The 16829-nt window shown below is 69.8% G+C and carries 16 protein-coding genes; 9 read left to right on the forward strand and 7 right to left on the reverse strand.

Annotation, left to right across the window (positions count from 1 at the left end; genetic code table 11):
* Positions 1 to 49: 49 nt before the first annotated feature.
* Genes EG812_RS05445 through EG812_RS05455 form a run of 3 tightly spaced genes read left to right on the forward strand, consistent with a single transcriptional unit; the run spans position 50 to position 2303 of the window.
* Positions 50 to 445 carry a GntR family transcriptional regulator gene (locus EG812_RS05445; protein WP_013734147.1) on the forward strand — a complete coding sequence of 132 codons (396 nt, stop codon included), beginning with the start codon at positions 50 to 52 and terminating at the stop codon, positions 443 to 445.
* Complete coding sequence (locus tag EG812_RS05450; protein ID WP_126710910.1) at positions 442 to 1341, forward strand: ABC transporter ATP-binding protein; 900 nt, start codon at positions 442 to 444, stop codon at positions 1339 to 1341. The genes EG812_RS05445 and EG812_RS05450 overlap by 4 nt, the downstream gene beginning before the upstream one ends.
* On the forward strand, positions 1338 to 2303 hold the full coding sequence (locus EG812_RS05455; RefSeq protein ID WP_126710911.1) for an ABC-2 membrane transporter-related protein: 966 nt from the start codon (positions 1338 to 1340) through the stop codon (positions 2301 to 2303). Before EG812_RS05450 ends, EG812_RS05455 begins: the two co-directional genes overlap by 4 nt.
* 21 nt (positions 2304 to 2324) lie before the next feature.
* Here EG812_RS05455 and EG812_RS05460 read toward each other — a convergent pair whose 3' ends face one another.
* Positions 2325 to 3209, reverse strand: coding sequence for an alpha/beta hydrolase family protein (locus tag EG812_RS05460; protein ID WP_126710912.1), 885 nt, complete (start codon positions 3207 to 3209; stop codon positions 2325 to 2327).
* Positions 3210 to 3278: 69 nt separating this feature from the next.
* Between EG812_RS05460 and EG812_RS05465 the strand changes: the two genes are divergently transcribed.
* Both EG812_RS05465 and EG812_RS05470 read left to right on the forward strand, forming a co-directional pair.
* Positions 3279 to 3851 (forward strand): metallophosphoesterase, encoded by a 573-nt coding sequence (locus tag EG812_RS05465; RefSeq protein ID WP_126710913.1) that lies wholly within the window; start codon positions 3279 to 3281, stop codon positions 3849 to 3851.
* Between the two features lie 325 nt (positions 3852 to 4176).
* Positions 4177 to 4596 (forward strand): helix-turn-helix domain-containing protein, encoded by a 420-nt coding sequence (locus EG812_RS05470; protein ID WP_126710914.1) that lies wholly within the window; start codon positions 4177 to 4179, stop codon positions 4594 to 4596.
* Between the two features lie 9 nt (positions 4597 to 4605).
* Here the strand turns inward: EG812_RS05470 and EG812_RS05475 are convergent, their stop codons facing one another.
* On the reverse strand, positions 4606 to 5172 hold the full coding sequence (locus EG812_RS05475; RefSeq protein ID WP_126711121.1) for a phosphatase PAP2 family protein: 567 nt from the start codon (positions 5170 to 5172) through the stop codon (positions 4606 to 4608).
* A 263-nt stretch (positions 5173 to 5435) separates the two neighbouring features.
* Between EG812_RS05475 and EG812_RS05480 the strand changes: the two genes are divergently transcribed.
* Positions 5436 to 5951, forward strand: coding sequence for a hypothetical protein (locus EG812_RS05480; protein WP_013734140.1), 516 nt, complete (start codon positions 5436 to 5438; stop codon positions 5949 to 5951).
* Positions 5952 to 5966: 15 nt separating this feature from the next.
* Positions 5967 to 7205, forward strand: coding sequence for an MAB_1171c family putative transporter (locus EG812_RS05485; RefSeq protein ID WP_126710915.1), 1239 nt, complete (start codon positions 5967 to 5969; stop codon positions 7203 to 7205).
* 216 nt (positions 7206 to 7421) lie between these two features.
* Here the strand turns inward: EG812_RS05485 and EG812_RS05490 are convergent, their stop codons facing one another.
* Positions 7422 to 8228 carry a MerR family transcriptional regulator gene (locus tag EG812_RS05490; RefSeq protein ID WP_126710916.1) on the reverse strand — a complete coding sequence of 269 codons (807 nt, stop codon included), beginning with the start codon at positions 8226 to 8228 and terminating at the stop codon, positions 7422 to 7424.
* Between the two features lie 42 nt (positions 8229 to 8270).
* On the opposite strand from EG812_RS05490, the gene EG812_RS05495 reads away from it, so the two are divergent.
* Positions 8271 to 8936 carry a hypothetical protein gene (locus EG812_RS05495; RefSeq protein WP_013734137.1) on the forward strand — a complete coding sequence of 222 codons (666 nt, stop codon included), beginning with the start codon at positions 8271 to 8273 and terminating at the stop codon, positions 8934 to 8936.
* A 74-nt stretch (positions 8937 to 9010) separates the two neighbouring features.
* On the opposite strand, the gene EG812_RS05500 is transcribed toward EG812_RS05495, so the two are convergent.
* Together EG812_RS05500 and EG812_RS05505 are read right to left on the reverse strand one after the other, a co-directional pair.
* Positions 9011 to 11635, reverse strand: coding sequence for a S8 family serine peptidase (locus tag EG812_RS05500; RefSeq protein WP_233579384.1), 2625 nt, complete (start codon positions 11633 to 11635; stop codon positions 9011 to 9013).
* Positions 11636 to 11922: 287 nt separating this feature from the next.
* On the reverse strand, positions 11923 to 12939 hold the full coding sequence (locus EG812_RS05505; RefSeq protein WP_126710918.1) for a helix-turn-helix transcriptional regulator: 1017 nt from the start codon (positions 12937 to 12939) through the stop codon (positions 11923 to 11925).
* Positions 12940 to 13047: 108 nt separating this feature from the next.
* Between EG812_RS05505 and EG812_RS05510 the strand changes: the two genes are divergently transcribed.
* A complete protein-coding gene (locus EG812_RS05510) occupies positions 13048 to 13515 on the forward strand; it encodes a VOC family protein (protein WP_013734134.1) in 468 nt (155 codons plus the stop codon).
* A 39-nt stretch (positions 13516 to 13554) separates the two neighbouring features.
* Here the strand turns inward: EG812_RS05510 and EG812_RS05515 are convergent, their stop codons facing one another.
* Together EG812_RS05515 and EG812_RS05520 are read right to left on the reverse strand one after the other, a co-directional pair.
* Positions 13555 to 14244 (reverse strand): response regulator, encoded by a 690-nt coding sequence (locus EG812_RS05515; protein WP_126710919.1) that lies wholly within the window; start codon positions 14242 to 14244, stop codon positions 13555 to 13557.
* Positions 14241 to 16793, reverse strand: a complete 2553-nt coding sequence (locus EG812_RS05520; RefSeq protein WP_126710920.1) for a sensor histidine kinase — start codon at positions 16791 to 16793, stop codon at positions 14241 to 14243. Before EG812_RS05520 ends, EG812_RS05515 begins: the two co-directional genes overlap by 4 nt.
* Positions 16794 to 16829: the final 36 nt, after the last annotated feature.

Consider the following 16829-nt stretch of genomic DNA (forward strand, 5'->3'; position numbering starts at 1 on the left):
AGTGATTCACTGCTTTACTATGGTCCTAGTAAAGCAGTGAGGAGTCATCGTGTTCGTCTTCCGGCTCGACACCCGCTCCGGGGTGCCGCCGTACCTGCAACTCGTCCAGCAGGTCCGCCAGGCGGTGCTGCTGGGTTTTCTCCAACCCGGTGACCGCCTCCCGCTCATTCGCGAGGTGGTCGAGGACCTGGCGATCAATCCGAACACCGTCGCCAAGGCGTACCGCCAGATGGAGCAGGAGAACCTGGTCACCGGTCGGCCCGGCCAGGGCACGTTCGTCAACGCACAGCAGTCGGCCGCGATGTCGGCATCGACGTACACCTCGCTGCGCCGCGGCCTGGCGACCTGGCTGCGCCGCGCCTACGCGGCCGGCCTCGACGAACAGGCGGTCAACGCGCTCTTCACTTCCGTCCACCAGCAGACGAGGAACGAGGACGTGGCGTGACAGGGACCGAGTTCGCGCTGCGCACCGACGGTGTGGGCAAGCGGTACCGGAAGGGTTGGGCGCTGCGTGACTGCACCCTGGCCCTGCCGGCGGGCGGCGTGATCGCCCTGGTCGGGCCGAACGGCGCGGGCAAGACCACGCTGCTGCGCCTGGTCGTCGGGTTGCTGGCCCCGAGCACCGGCACGGTGGAGGTCCTCGGCCACGACGTCACCGCCAGCACCCCGCAAACCTTGTCCCGCGTCGGGTTCCTGGCCCAGGACCACCCGCTGTACAAGCGCTTCACCGTCGCCGAGATGCTCCACTTCGGCCGGGCCTGCAACCTGCGGTTCGACCAGGGGCTGGCCGAGCGCCGGCTGGCGAAGCTGGGCATCCCGCTCGACCGCCGGGCCGGCACGCTCTCCGGCGGGCAGCAGGCCCAGGTCGCGCTGGCTCTGGCGCTGGCGAAGCGGCCGGACCTGCTCGTCCTCGATGAGCCGGTGGCCAGCCTCGATCCGCTGGCTCGGCACGAGTTTCTCCAGGTCCTCATGGGTGCGGTGGCCGAAGGCGGGGTGACCGTCCTGTTCTCCTCGCACGTCGTGCACGAGCTGGAGCGTGTCTGCGACCACCTGGTCGTGCTCAACCAGGGTCGGGTCACGCTCACCGGTGACATCGACACCCTCCTCGCCGAGCACCGGCTGCTTGTCGGCCCGCGTACGGCCACCGACCTCGACCGGGCCGGCGCCGTCGTGCAGGCCGTCCACAGCGACCGGCACACGACCCTGCTGGTACGCGACGGTGGGCTCCCGGCCGCGCCCGGCTGGCAGGCCCAGCCGGTCGCGCTGGAGGAGCTGGTGCTGGCGTATCTGCGCCGGTCGTCCGAGCCGAGCGGCACGGTCTGGTCGGAGGTGGCGGTATGAGGTGGTTGATCTGGCGTCAGCACCGCACCGAGGTCTGCGTCCTGGGTCTGCTCGTCGGCCTGTTCGGCGTCGCCCTGCTCGTGCTCGGGACACAGGCCCACGACCTGTTCCCCGGTGGTCCCGCCCGCTGTGCGGGCGAGGCGGGTGTCGACGAGGCCTGCACGGCCGCGTTCCGCCGGCTCGACGAGGAGTACGGGTACCTGGAGAACCTCCTGGCGGCCTTCTACCTGGTCCCCGTCGTCATCGGTGCGTTCCTCGGTGCGCCGCTGCTCGCGCGCGAACTGGAGGACGGCACCTGGCAGCTCGCCTGGACGCAGGCCGTGCCGCGGATGCGCTGGCTGGCGGCCAAGCTCGTGGCACTGGCCGGCGTCACCGTCGCGCTCACCGGGATGTTCACCGTGGTGCTCACCTGGTTCCGTCAGCCGTTCGACGCGTGGGAAGGGCGGTTCCAGTACGACGCCTTCGACCTGGAGGGACTCGTTCCGATGGCGTACGCGCTGTTCGCGTTCGGCGTCGCCACCGCCGCAGGGGCGATCCTGCGACGCAGCCTGCCCGCGTTCGGCGTCGCGTTCGGGGCGTTCGTCGCCGCCCGGATGTCGGTGGCGCTGCTGGCCCGTCCCGTGTACGCCACGCCGCTCACCACAATGGCCCCGGTTCCCGTCGGCGGCGCGAAGGACCAGGCGGGGCACAGCGTCGCCGACTGGACGATCGAACGTGGCTACGCGGACGCCACCGGGCGCAGGCTGAGCGCGACCGAGTACTACGAGCTGGAGGAGGCCGCCAACCAGGCCGGCACCAACCTCAACCAGTTCCTGCACGCCCGAGGCGTCCAGCAGTTCGGGGTCCACCACCCGGCCGACCGGTTCTGGACGTTCCAGCTCATCGAGGCGGCCCTGTTCATCGCCGTCGCGGCGATCCTGATCGGCATGGTGGTGTGGCGGGTACGACGTCGTCTGATCTAGGCCTGTGCTGACGCTGACGGGTCAACGGCGCATTCGTTGCTGGACCCAGGTGAGCATCGTGCTGCGGTAGTCGGAGCTGATCGATCCGAGCGCTTCGGCCCCGCCGACGGTCGGCAGGTGGGTGCAGCCGGCGAGCCGGTGCACGGTCAGGTCGCCGGTGGCGGCGGCGCGCCGCCACACGGCGATGCTGTCGTCGGCGGGAGTCCACTCGTCGGCCTCGCCGTAGAACAGCAGTGTCGGGCAGCGCACCTGCGCGATGACCGGCTCCGGGTCGTGGTCCATGTCCGCCCAGGTGCCGGGATGGTCGTCCAGATCGCGTGGGATGTGGGCGAGGGGAAACCACGGCCGGTCGGCGTACCCGTCGATGACCGCCTGCGCGGTCGTACGGTCGATGTGCCCGCGTACGACGTTCTCCAGGGTTTCCCGCAGGCGGGTCAGGTCGGCGAGTTCAGCGCTTGCGTAGCCATTCAGGAGCAACTGCTGCGCGGTCCCGTACCGCATCTGGGCAGCCGGGCTCACCCCGCTACCGGCGACCAGCACGAGGAACGAGATCAGCTCGGGCCGACGGGCCGCGACCGCGGACGCGGGCCAGGCGCCCTGGCTCCACGCCCACAACCCCACGGGGACGTCGCCGACGTGACGACGCACCTGGGCGACGGCCGCCAGGGCGTCGTCGGCCTGGACGGCGTACGGCACGTCGCCCCGTTCACGCGGACGACGGTCGAAGCGCAGCACCGCCACGCCGGTCGCCGGGAACACCCGCGCCAGGTGTTCGTAGAGGAAGTACGAGCGTCGCGGCTCGCCGGAGCCGTGCAGGACGACGATCGCGCCGCGCGTCGGCCCGTCCACCGGCACGTCCAGCGTGGCCGGCAGGGACACGTCGCCGGCATCGACAACCAGCTCCATGGGGTGAGTCAATCAGGAACCGGCGGCACCGCTGACAGCCGGGGTATCGGGCGTACGGAGGGCGGGGGCATGGCGAAGGTCATGATCATTGGTGATGTCGGCGGATGTGCCGACCAGCTGTCTCAGGCGGTGGCGTCCGCGCAGCCGACCCGGGATGCCGTGATGATCCAGGTCGGCGACCTGATCGACCGTGGACCGGACAGTCCCGGCGTGCTGACCTTCGTTCGGCAACGCCTGGAGGATCCGCGGCGGTGGATCCAGCTCGTCGGCAACCACGAATCGCAGTACCTGGGCGCGGAGATGTTCTGGCCGCAGCGGCTGCCCGACGAGGACGCCGCACTGCTGAAGAGCTGGTGGCTGCGGGATCGCCTGCGGGTGGCCGCCGCAGTGCGCACCGTCGACGGAGAAGAACTCCTGGTCACGCACGCCGGTCTGACCGTCGACGCGTGGCGGAGGCTGGGTGAGCCGGTGACCGCTGCCACCACAGTGGTCATGGTGCCAGATGGCGCTCGGCATGCGCCGCGCCGCCGTGCGATCCGGTTTCGCAGGCGGATTCCCGAAAGCCGACCGGTTGTGGTGGCCCCGGGCCGTCAAGCCCGGGGCCACGGTTGCCGATTCGCGTCGGGTCACGATCCCCCCTGATGCGCTGCGGCCGTACCGGCTCTCAACCCCTCGCGCCGGTGCCAGAGTGCTGTGGTGCGGACTCTGGGCGGGCTTGCGCATCCCCCGTTTCGTCCCCTCCGCGATCGGCGTTCACCGCCCCGACTGTGCGGTATGTGACGTCGACACACCTGATGTCGGGTTCACCTGTTGCTTCACTTTGGTTGTCCGCTACGGTGTCACTGCCACAACAGTGGTCGGGTGCGGCCAAGTCAAACACGTGAGCAGCGCCTATCGCAACTATTGTGGATAAAGCGCACGCACTTGACCACAATGGTGGTGTGCGGGGTTTGACCAGGAGGGGGCCATGGCCGACTGTGCCAACGGGTCGTTCGCCGCCCGGCTACGGCACCTGTTCGACACCCGTCGCAAGCCCGGCACAGGCAAGCCGTACACACCGGACGAGGTGGCGAAGGGGACAGGGCTGTCGACCAGTTATGTCAACTACCTCCTCAATGGGGAGAGAGACAATCCCACGCGGTCGGCTATTCAGCAGTTGGCGAACTTCTTCCGAGTACAGCCGAACTATTTCTTCGAGTCGGTCGCACCGGACGTTGTCAGCGCGAACGTCGAGGTGGAAGCCGATCCTGACCTTGAGACCATCACGGTGCTCGCCCGACGGATGCCTGCCGGGCCGTCTCGGGCGAGCCTGCGCGCGATAGTCGAACAGGTCGCCGCACTGGAGGCGCAGAGCAAGGCACCGGGTCGGCGAAACCAGCCAGAATAGGCCGCCGGCCTAGCGCAGCAGACCGAACGTCGGCACTGCGACGAGCAGACCGACGATGGTGCCGGCGAGGACCTGACCGGTGGTGTGCTCGCCCAACCGGACCCGTGACCAGCCGACGAGCGCCACTACGGGCACCGACACGAGGAGCGTCGGACCGAACTCGATCACAAGTACTGCGGCGGAGCCCGCGGCTACCGCCGCGTGAATGCTGAGCTTCCAGAAAAGGTTGACGACGGTGACTGCCACGCCGATGGCGAGCATCACGACAACCATGGCGAGGAGTCGTCGGGGAGCGTCGAAGCTGACCATCATGGCGATGCCGGCGATGACCGACAACAATCCGTAGACCAGCGGGGTTCGCCGCTGCTCGCGGACCCGAATGTGATGGTCCGTCAGCCGACCACGACGTACGCCCCACCAGATCAAGCTGTTCGGGATGACGGCGCAGAAAAGTGCTCCGGTCAGTGCCCATGGCAGGCCTTCGCGGATCGACGGAGCGCTGGCGGTTCCGACCACAATAGGCATGACGGCGGCCAGGAGGGCAGGCGCGAACACTTCGGTCGCGATGCGAGCCACACGGTGGGCCGGTCGTCGAGCCTGACTGCTGATGGCTACGGTCACATCTGCATTCTGCTCCCAGCGGTGGAACCTCCACGACCCATCGCTCGACGGAACTCCCCGGAACCGGCTCCGTCTAGCTAAGCTGCCAGCTTGCGTCTGCCACTGTTGTGGTTGTGCGCTCGGCTGAACAGTCGAGCGCCCTACCAGGACATCCTGAACAAACGGCAAGACGGTGTTCCGGTGCGGGGCTCTCTACGCGGGGGGAGTGGCAGTAGGCGATGTGGCACCAACAACGTCGGACACATCGCCTCCTGCGCCAGCTTGAGTTCGACCTGCCGATGCCGCTGACGGTACAGGCACTGGTGGCGGCCCTGGAGGCGGTACGGCATCGTCGCATTCAGTTCGTCGCCATGAGCGTTGAGCAGACGGGACCGTGTGGACTGTGGGTGGCCACGGGCGAAACCGACTACGTCCTCTACGGCCGCGACTCGCCGCCGATTCTCCGGCTTCAGACGATCCTGCACGAGCTGATGCACATCGCACTGCGGCACGCCGGTCATGCAGCACTCTCGTGGGGGACGGGCCAGGTCGCCGGCTTGGATGACACGCCGACGGAAGTCGTGCTCGCGCGTTCGACGTCGGCCTTCGGCGAGCAGCAGGAACACGACGCGGAGCTGTTGGCAACCTACCTGGGTGCCCGGCTCGACGGCGGGGATCAGGTAGGCGCCTTCGAGGACCTCGCGGATGCAACGGCAGCGGTGATGTACCGCATTGCTGCCGTCCTGGCGGAGTAGACGGGGAGAAGGCTCGTGGTGGTAGCAGCCGGACATGTAGTGGCGGCCGTGGTCGCCGCGGTTGCTCTGATCGTGAAGCTCTGGGCGTTGCATCGAGATCCAGGTAACCGGACGATCCTGGCGAAGGCGGGTATCTGTCTGGGATGCGGGATCGCGGTGACGGCCGGCTGGGCTCCCGTCCACAGCCTGATCGACAGGGTCTCGGGTGTGGCGAACCTGGCGAAGCCGATCGAGCACGGGTCAGCGCTGATAGCGGCCACCGCGATCCAGTTCCTGTTCCTCCATCTGGGTGACCCGGAGAAGGCGCGCAGGTTGATGCCACGGCGGCTGGTGTTCCTGGGCGCCGTGCTGGCTGTCATGATCGCGATGTTCCACGCCGCAGACTTCCCTGAGTCGGAGCCGCTGCACTTCGCCGAACGCTACGGGGACATGCCGCAGGTCTCGATCTACATGCTCGCGTTCCTGATCTACCTCGGGGTGACCGTTGTGGACATCCTGCGGATGTCGCTCGGATACGCGCGCTATGCCGGTACCCGGTTGAAGATCATTATGGGGCTGCTCAGCGCTGGTGCGGCGTTCGGCGCGGCCTTCGTTGCGCACAAGGCGCTGTTCCTCGGACTGAAGTTGGCCGACCTCGCACCTCCGTGGCCAGAGCCGGTGGTGACTCAGACGCTTGTCACGTTCTCGGTGGTGTTGATCTGTTCGAGCTTCGTTCTGGCGACGTTGTGGAAGGCGGTGGACGGCGTTCGAGCCTGGCCTCGTCGAAGCGCAATGTACCGGGACCTGCATGCGCTGTGGTATCTGCTGTACCAGGCGGTTCCGGACATCGTGCTGGTGACGCCGCGGCGGCCCAAGCGTGATCCATGGTGGGTGTTCGGCGTGGAGCAGCGGCTGTACCGGCGATGTGTGGAGATCGGTGATGGCATCCAGGCCCTGGGGCCGCAGGACGCCCAGGTGAGGACCGTCGCTTCAGGTCGGGCGGCTGAACTCGGCTGGGACCAGGCCCGGGCGGCAGCGGCTGGTGAGGCGGCGGCGATTCTGGTTGCCGTACGGCGCCTTGAACAAGGTCGTGTCGTGCGGCGTGAGGTTGAACCTGACCTTGAGCCGCAGCCGGCGAAGGTTGCACATGTCGACGTCGAGGCCGACGCCCGTAGGCTGGCGTTGATATCGATCTCGTTGTCTGAGCCATTGGTACGTGAAACCGTCGCCCGGTTTGCCAGTGAGCCCGCCTCCGGAGAGAGGGCGAGGCCCTGACGTTGCCGGAACGGGTGAGTTCCCCCGGGGCTTCGACCAGCGGTCGGGTGGAGGTTTCCCATTGCTGGCGGTACCGGCTGCCGTCCCGAGCCCGAGCTGACGCCCTGGGTTATCATTGCCGCTCAGGCGCTGCCCGTTCCCCCGTGCGGGCAGCGCCTGCTACTGGTTCTGCTTGCCGCGGCACTCTTCTCCGTCATAGCCGCTGCCGTCACCGGCTCATGAGTGTTCCATCCGCTCCTGCAGGGTTGGTTCCCGAGCTTTGTCGGGTGTGCTGAGCGGGTCCTTCGGGCGTCCAGTGGGGGTGGCGGCTGGTCGGGTGGTGTCAATGGGCACCTCCAGCACTGTGACGTGGTCGCCGTCGGCGTCGCTGAGGTGGTCTTCGACGGTGGGGCCTGCGATGGCCAGGTGATGACGGTGTAGCCAGGCGAAGAGGTGCTGCCCGGCGTCGATGATGCCGGTGGCGGGCGGGATGACGGCGCGTGCCACCGTGCGGGCCGGCAGCGTGAGCCGCTCACCGGTGCCTCCGGTGTCGACAGCGGCGCTGAAGCCGCCGTGGGGGAGTGCCCGTAGCCAGGTCAACAGCGTGCTGGTGGGGTACGCGGCGCAGACGGCCGCGAGCTCGCCGGGGTGGGTGACTTCGAGGTGACGGACGCGCAGATGGCGGGTGCCGACGGTGGCCTGTTGGGGTAGGAGCGGCGCGGGTGTGTCGAGGTAGTCCTCGGCGCGGTCCGCTGTCTGGTCCAGGGCCGTGATGCGTCGGCGGATGTCTGCCACTGTTTCGCGTACTGCTTGCCGCACCTGTACCTCGGGTGCGTCGATCAGGTCGGCTATGTCGCGCAGGGACAGGCCGAGGCGTTGAAGTCCGCGGATTCGTTCCAGTCGGGACAGTGCCGCGACGCCGTACCAGCGGTAGCCGGACGTGCGGTCGATGGCCGTCGGCACCAGGAGCCCGATCTTGTCGTAATGGCGCAGGGCTCGTTCGGTTGCGCCGGTCATCCGGGCGAGTTCCCCGATTCGCCACATGCTTGACCTTCTCCCTGGGGCAGAGTTCTAGCGTCGCCCACCATGACACTGGCTGACAATGACCCGGGTGCCCGGCTTGCCGGCATGCTCCTGCTGATCTCGTTGGTGGCGATCCTGACCGCAGCGGCGATTGTGGTGCCATCGGGGCTGACCCTGAATCCGGCCGATCCGGCCACCACACTGACTGCCGTACACGATCACGTCGGGCTGCATCTGACCGAACTCGCGTTCGACGTACTCGGCTGGCTGGCGTTGACCGCGGCGGGACTGGTGCTGGCCGGCAAGCCCGACGTGATGGTCAGGCCGCACCTTGCCGTACTCGCGGGTGGGTTGCTGGCTGCCGCGGGGCTGGCGGGCCTGCTCCACGACGCCGGCAACCTCGCGGTGACCCAGCTCGCCGCGACGCCGGCGGACACCGTCGCCGATGTGGCCGGCGCGGTGTTGCTCACCGCGAAGTGGACGGTCAACCTCGCCGGGCTGCTCTGGGCGGCCGCCGCAGCGGTCACCGCGATCGGCGTCGATCTACCGGACCGGCTCCGCCGCGCCGGAGGGCTCGCCGCGCTGGCCGGCCTCGCCGCCGTCGCCGTTCCGTGGACCACCGGGACCAACGGCATGTCACCAACCCTGGAACAACTCGGCTACGCCCTCCAGCTACCCGTCATGATCTGGTACGGGTTGCTGGGCTGGCGGCTCGTACGGCGCCGGTGACCAGCCATCCTCGTCCTGCGTCCGGGTGAACCCGTCGGTGCGCGGGACGAGGATGGCTCGGCAGTTGTGGTATTTCAGCTTCCGGTGCAGGTGGCGGTGGTTCCGTTGCCGTTACCGGCGCCCTGGAATCCGAAACTGGTGGTCTGGCCCGCGGTCAGTCCTCCGTTGTACTGCTCGTTCGTGACGGTGACGGTGCCGCTCGTACCGCTGCGGACGCCGTTCCAGACGTTGACCACCGACGCACCGCTCGGCAGGGTGAGGGTGACTCGCCAGCCGTTGAGGGCGGTGGTTCCCGCGGTGACGGTCACGGTGGCGACGAATCCGCCGTTCCACTGGTCCTGGACTGTGTAGACCGCGGTGCAGGACGCACCCGGCGGTGGGGTGGTGGGCGGTGGGGTGGTCGGCGGCGGGGTGGTCGGCGGTGGGGTGGTGGGCGGTGGGGTGGTGGGCGGCGGCGTGGTCGGGGGAGGTGTGGTGGGCGGTGGGGTGGTGGCCGGCGGACCGCCGTCGAGCGTCAGCTTCCAACCGTCAAGCATCCCTGCGTACGAGGCCACATTCTCGACCCGTAGCTTCCAGGTGCCGGGCGTCGGCTTGCTCGACAGATCGAGGATGAAGGCTTCGCGGGAGTTTGCCCGATACGACCCGACGAGGCTCTCCTTGAGCAGGAAGGCCTGTCCGTCCGGTGCGACGAGGGACAGTCGCAGGTCTCGGTTGTACTGGTGAGCGATGTTGGTTTCGACGTAGCTGGTGGTGGACGGTGCCCGGCCGCAGTCGGCCACGTTGATCGGCGATTCGATCGTGCCGTTCTCCGGGATCCGTACGTCGGCGGTGGCGATACCGCCGCAGGCCGGCGGCGGGAGGTCGACGCCCGCCAGGTTGAGCGTCCACGAGTCGAGGAACCCGGTGCCCTGGTACATGTTGTCACTGACGTAGAGCTGCCAGGTGCCGTTCGCTGTCTCCGACGACAGGTCGTAGGTGAGCGTGTAGTCGACGCGCTTGGCGCCTGCGCCGGTGTGATCCAGCAGGTAGTACCAGGTGCCGGCGGGCGAGATCAGCCGTACGTCGAGTTCGCTGATGTTGGCATGGCCGATGTGCAGCTCGATCGTGCTGTTGCGGGCGGCGCGACCGGCGCAGTCGGTGATGGTGATGGGGGCGTACAGGTTCTGGCCCTCGCTGATCACCCGGTCGGTGCCGTCCGAGGCGACGCAGCCGGGCGGGTTGTCGATGCGCAGCTGGTACGCCACCGGCCGGATCGCGTCGGTTCCGGTGCCGATCACCGAGATGGTGTAGCTGCCGGCCAGCATCGTCGCCGCGGTGCTGATCGTGAGTGTGGTGCTTGCGTTCGAGGAGATGCTGGCCGGCTGGAAGGTAGCCGTCACCCCCTCGGGCAGGCCGCTGACCGCGAGGGAGACCGGCTGGGCGACACCCCGGGTGACGGTGCCGGTGATCGTGGTCGAGACGGTGCCACCGGGCGTGACGGTGCCGCTGGCCGGGGTGGCGGTCAGGGTGAAGTCGTTGGCCGGCACGGTGGAGTTGACGTGGAGCAGTCGGTTCGGTGAGCCGATGCCCGGGTCGGTCACCACGCCGGGGGTGGCGTTGTCCAGGAGTGCCTGGGTCACCTGCGCCGGGGTGTAGGTGGGGTTGTTGGCCAGGACGAGCGCGGCGGCCCCGGCGACGTGCGGGGCGGCCATCGACGTTCCGGAGGCGGTCCGGGTGGAGGTGTTGCCGTCGATGTAGGCCGAGGTGATGTCGACGCCCGGCGCGAACAGATCCACACACGTACCGATGTTGGAGAAGGCTGCGCGTGCATCGTTGGGACCGGTGGCGGCCACCGTGATCGCCTCGGGGACGGAGGCCGGGGTGGTCGTGCACGCGTCGGCGCCGTCCTCGTTGCCCGCCGACACCACGTAGGTGACGCCGTCGGCGATCGAGCGCTGCACGGCGTCGACCATGGGTTGGTACGCCGGGCCGCCGAGGCTCATGTTCGCCACCGCCAGCTCTCCGGGATCGTGGTCGCCGGTCACCCAGTCGACCCCGGCGATCACCTGCGCGGTGGTGCCCCGGCCGTTGCAGTTGAACACGCGTACGCCCACCAGTTGCACGTCCTTGGCCACCCCGTAGGTGGTGCCGCCGAGCGTGCCGGCCACGTGGGTGCCGTGGCCGTGGCAGTCGTTGGCGTCGGCGTCCCCCTCCATGAAGTCCCAGCCGGACACGGCCCGCCCGCCGAAGTCGGTGTGCGCCACGTTGATGCCGGAGTCGATGACGTACGCCCGCACCGCCGGTGTGACCCGGGGGTAGGTGAACGAGTTGTCCAGCGGCAACGCGCGCTGGTCGATGCGGTCCAGACCCCAGGACGGGGTGGGGCTCTGCACGTCCGACACGGAGACCGTGTGGTTCTGCGTCACCGAGGCCACCGCCGGGTTGGCGGCGAGCCGGCGGGCACCGCGTTCGGTGAGCCGGGCCTCGAAGCCCCGCAGGGCGTGCCGGTAGACCTGGCCGACGTTGCCGCCCTGCCGTTCGGCGAGGGTACGGGCGGTCGTGTCCACGGACTTGGTCCCGACGGCGGCATCCCGCAACACGACGATGTAGGAGCCGGTCACGGCGCTCGGGCCGCCCGCGGCGAGGATCTGCCCCTCGGCCGGGGTTGTCACCGCGGGCGCGGCGGCCGCGGTGAGGGCCAGCACGATCGCTGCGGCCACGATGCCTGAGCGGAGCAGGGAGCGCCTGCGTTGTCTAGCCGGTGTCATGTCTACCTTCCCTGGCGAGGGCCACGCGCCCAGAACCGACCGCGTGGGGATCGCCCGGCGATCGTCGGCGAACGACCACCGGAGACGTTGGTCGGTGGGCCCCGGTGTGAGAGGGGGGTGCCCCTTCGGCCGACTGTGGCTCAGCACGGTCGCGAAGTGACCTGCGTCGATATCACAATCCTTCATGATTGTTTTGCTGTCAACGAAAGATTCTGTGGGTGAGACCAACGACGAAGCGGTCAGCGGCTACGAGCGCGAACCTGATCGACAGGCCCCACCGGGGGCGGGCCGGCGGCCGTCCTGGCGAAGCGGCGGGCCAGGTGGTCGAAGGCATCGGTGAGCTCGGCGGGGCCGACGACCTCGATCTCGGTGTCGAAGCGGGCGAGGGCGGCGGCGAGGCTGGGCCAGGACCAGGAGCCGAGCGTGAGCCGGCAGCGGCCCGGGCCGACCTCCTCGACGATCCCCTCTCGGGTGTAGCGGGCCACCGTGGCGGCGGGCAGGTCGAGGATCGCGGTGCCCTGGCAGGGCCAACCGGTGACGCCGTCGGCTGCGCCGCGGAACCTGCCGGTGACGAAGGTGCCCACATCACCGCCGGGTAGCTGCCTGGGCGTGAAGCGGGGCCCGTTGGGGGTGCGCAGGCTGATCCCGTCGACGCGAAAGGTGCGCCAGTCCGACCGGTCGAGGTCCCACGCGACGAGGTACCACCGCCCGTCCCAGGTGACGACGTGGTGTGGCTCGACGCGGCGCGGCGGCTGCTCGGCGGTTTCGGGGCCGTAGTCGAAGCGGAGGATCTCGCGCGCGTGCACGGCGGAGCTGATCGCCAGGAGCACGCCGGTGTCGATCGGGGCGGCTGGTCGGGTGACAGGCCGGTCGACGGCGGTGATCTGGAGAGCCTTGACGCGGTGCCGGAGCCGGGACGGCATGACCTGCCGGACGGTGGTCAACGCCCGGGCTGCCGCTTCCCCGGTGCGGTCGCCCAGCGTGGTGGCGGCGATCTGCAACGCGACGGTGAGGGCGACGGCCTGCTCGTCGTCGAAGAGCAGCGGCGGGAGTTCGCTGCCTGCGCTGAGCCGGTAGCCGCCATCGGGGCCCTTGACGGCGGCGATGGGGTAGCCGAGCTCGCGTAGCCGGTCGACGTCGCGGCGCACCGTCCGCAGGCTGATGTCGAGCCGCTCGGCCAGCAGCGCGCCCGGCCAGTCGCGGCGCGTCTGCAGCAGCGACAACAGCGCCAGCAGTCGCGCGGAGGTCTTCGGCATGGGTGCGAACCCTAACCGCAGTAGGTGACACAACCTGTCACCACAGTCGTCGAATCTTGGGGACGACGCCGGTCGGACGCTCCGATCGGGATACTCACCAGGAGTCTCATGAGCATCACCACGACCGCCCACCTCAACTTCCGGGGCAACGCTCGGGAGGCGTTGGAGTTCTACCACTCGGTGTTCGGCGGCGACATCGCGATCATCACGTACGGCGATTTCGGGATGCCGAAGGAACTGCCCGACGCCGGCAAGGTCGTCTGGGGCCAGGTCGCGGCCGCCGACGGCTTCCGCGTCATGGCGTACGACGTGCCCGGCCAGACTGTCGCCGGCGGCGCGCCGCAGCCCTCGACCCGGCGTGAGAACGGCATGACGCTGACGGGCGAGCCGTTCTTCCTGTCCGTCCGCGGCGAGACCGTCGAGGAGGTCGGCGCGCTGTGGGAGAGACTGGCGGATGGCGCCACTGTGATCGAGGCGTACGGCCCGGCGCAGTGGGCGCCGGCATTCGGGATGTTGACCGACCGCTTCGGCATTACCTGGATCCTCGACGTAGCCGCTCCGTACGCCCACGCCTGATCATCGTCGAGCAGATGCTGCTACCGCTATCGCCGCACGTCAGGGGCGGTAGCGGTAGCCCATGCCGGGTTCGGTGAGGAGGTGCCGTGGCCGGGCGGGGTCGGTTTCCAGCTTGCGGCGAAGCTGGGCCATGTACTGGCGCAGGTAGCCGGTCTCGTTCTGGTACTCCGGTCCCCACACGTCCTGCAGCAGTTGACGTTGGGTGATCAGCTTGCCGGGGTGGCGCAGCAGTCGTTCGAGGACACCCCACTGGGTGGGGGTGAGTCGGACCTCGGTGCCGTCGTCGCGGGTCACGATCCGTTCGGCGAGGTCGACCGTGTGCCGCCCCACGCGTGCCTGGCTGCCCGCCCGGCCGTCGGCGGTGTCGGCGGTGTGGCGGCGGGTGACGGCGCGGATGCGGGCGAGCAGTTCGTCGACGCCGAACGGCTTGGTCACGTAGTCGTCGGCACCGGCGTCGAGGGCGGTGACCTTGTCGTCGCTGCCGGCCCGGCCGGAGAGCACGATGATCGGTACGCCGGTCCAGCCGCGCAGCCCTCGGATGACCTCGACGCCGTCGAGGTCGGGCAGGCCGAGGTCGAGGACGACCAGGTCGGGCGGATGGCGGGCGGCGGCCTTGAGGGCGTCGGTGCCGGTGGCGGCGACCTGCACGTCGTAGCCACGGGCGCGCAGGTTGATGCCGAGGGCGCGCAGGATCTGCGGTTCGTCGTCGACGACGAGAATCCGGTTCATGCCGGCGGTTCCTCCATGGCGGTCACCGATGCGGCGGCGGGCAGCCGCAGCACCATGGTCAGTCCACCACCCGGGGTGGTCTCGGGGGTGATGCTGCCGCCCATGGCTTCGGCAAGCCCGCGGGACAGGGCGAGGCCGAGGCCGACTCCTGCGGTGTTGTCCCGGTCGCCGAGGCGCTGGAACGGTTGGAAGACGTGTTCCCACTGGTCGGCGGGAATGCCGGGCCCGTGATCGATGATCCGCAGCTCGACCTGGCCGGCGTGGGCGCTGGCGGTGACCAGTGGCGGCCGGTGCGGTGGACTGTGTCGCAGGGCGTTGGCGACGATGTTGACCAGGACCCGTTCCAGCAGGCCGGGATCGGCGGTCGCGGCCGGCAGGTCGGCGGGGATGTCGGTGCGGACACCGGCGGCGGGTGGCCCGAGTTCGTCCAACGCCCGGGGTACGACGTCCTCCACACCGATGGCGACGGCGTGTACGCCGAGGGCCCCGGCCTGTAGGCGGCTCATGTCGAGCAGGTTGGCGACGAGGCGGCCGAGCCGATCGAGGGATTCGTCTGCGGTGGCGAGCAACTCGTCCCGGTCGGCGGCGTCGAACTCGACGTCGTGACTGCGCAGGCTGGACACGGCCGCCTTGGCCGAGGCGAGCGGCGTACGCAGGTCGTGGCTGACCGCGGCGAGCAGCGCGGTGCGCATCCGGTCCGCCGCTGCCAGCGGCCGGGCGGCGGCGGCCTGCGCGGCCAGGCGTTGTTGACGCAGCGCGACGGCGGCCTGGGCGGCGAAGGCCTCGACGACGCGCCGATCGGAGGCCGCCAGCCGGCGGCCGCAGAGCACGACGGTGAGTCGGTCGTCCACCGGCACGGCGGTCTCGCCCGCACCGGGGCTGGTCGCCGGCGCGTCGCCGACGCTGGCGACCAACCGCCAGGCCGCCTCCTCGCGAGCCCGGTCGGGTCGGCCGTCGGCCGCGTCCACCAACTCCAGCACGCTGACCGCACGTAGCGCGAACGTCTCGCGGAGCCGGTCCAGCAGGGCGGTCAGCGGGCGCTGGCCGCGCAGCACGCTCCCGGCCACGGTGGCCAGGGTCTGCGCCTCGGCGGAGGCCCGGGCCGCGTCCCGGGTGCGGCGGGCGGCCATGTCGACGACCCCGCTGACGGCGACGGCGACGCCGACGAAGACCGCCAACGCGAGCAGGTTGTCGGCCCCGGCGATGGTCAACGTGGCGAAGGGTGGCGTGAAGAACCAGTTCAGCAGCAGGGAACCACCGAGCGCGGCGAGCAGCGCCGGCCACAGTCCGCCGACGAGCGCGACACCGACGACGGCGGCGAGGAAGAGCAGGATGTCGCTGGTGAGGGTGAGATCCGGCAGCGCTTTGAGCGACGCGGTCAGCACCGGCATGCCGAGCACGGCGAGTGTGAAGCCGAGCAGCCGGCGGCGTCGGGACAACGCCGGGACCCCGGCGGTACGCCGGCCCCGCCCGGCCTCGGGGTGGGTGACCAGGTGGACGTCGATGGGCCCGGACAGTGCGGTGGTGGTGACCCCGACCCCACGGGAGAGCACCTGGGCGAAGCGGCCCCGCCGGCTGGCGCCGAGGACGAGTTGGGTGGCGTTGACGCCGCGGGCGAAATCGAGCAGCGCGGCCGGGATGTCACTGCCGAGGACCTGGTGGTAGGTGCCGCCGAGGCTCTCGACCAGCACCCGTTGCCGGGCCAGGTGGGCGGGGTCGGCTCCGGCGAGGCCGTCGTTGCGGGCCACGTGTACGGCGAGCAGATCGGTGCCCTTGCTGCGGGCGGCGATGCGCGCGGCCCGGCGGATCAACGTGGCGCCCTCCGGGCCGCCGGTGAGCGCGACGACGACCCGTTCGCGGGCTTCCCAGGTGGCCGAGATGCCCTGCTGGGCGCGGTACGCGTCGAGTTGCTCGTCGACGGTGCCGGCGAGCCAGAGCAGGGCCAGCTCCCGTAGCGCGGTGAGGTTGCCGACCCGGAAGTAGTTCCCGAGCGCCGCGTCGATCTTGTCCGGCGGGTAGATGTTGCCGTGCGCCATCCGCCGCCGCAGCGCCTCGGGGGTCATGTCGACCAGTTCGACCTGCGCGGCGGCCCGCACGATCTGGTCGGGCACGGTCTCGCGTTGGGTGGTGCCGGTGATCTGGGCGACGACGTCGTTGAGCGACTCCAGGTGCTGGATGTTGACCGTGGACAGCACGCTGATCCCGGCGTCGAGCAGTTCCTGGATGTCCTGCCACCGCTTCGCGTGGCGCGACCCGGGCACGTTGGTGTGGGCCAATTCGTCGACGACGGCGACCGCGGGGTGACGGGCGAGGACCGCGTCGAGATCCATCTCCTGGAAGGTGCCGCCCCGGTAGGTGGCGGTGCGGCGAGCGATCACCTCCAGGTCACCGATCATGGCGGCGGTGTGCGGGCGGCCGTGGGTCTCGACCAGGGCGATCACCACGTCGGTGCCACGTTCGACGCGTCGCTGGGCCTCTTCGAGCATGGCGTACGTCTTCCCGACGCCGGGTGCGGCACCGAGGTAGATGCGTAGTTCCCCTCGCGGCACAGCAGTGGTCCTCTCCACGCGGTCGGCGGCCGGGGT

This window comes from Verrucosispora sp. FIM060022 (assembly GCF_003977705.1).
Taxonomy (GTDB): Bacteria; Actinomycetota; Actinomycetes; order Mycobacteriales; family Micromonosporaceae; genus Micromonospora; species Micromonospora gifhornensis.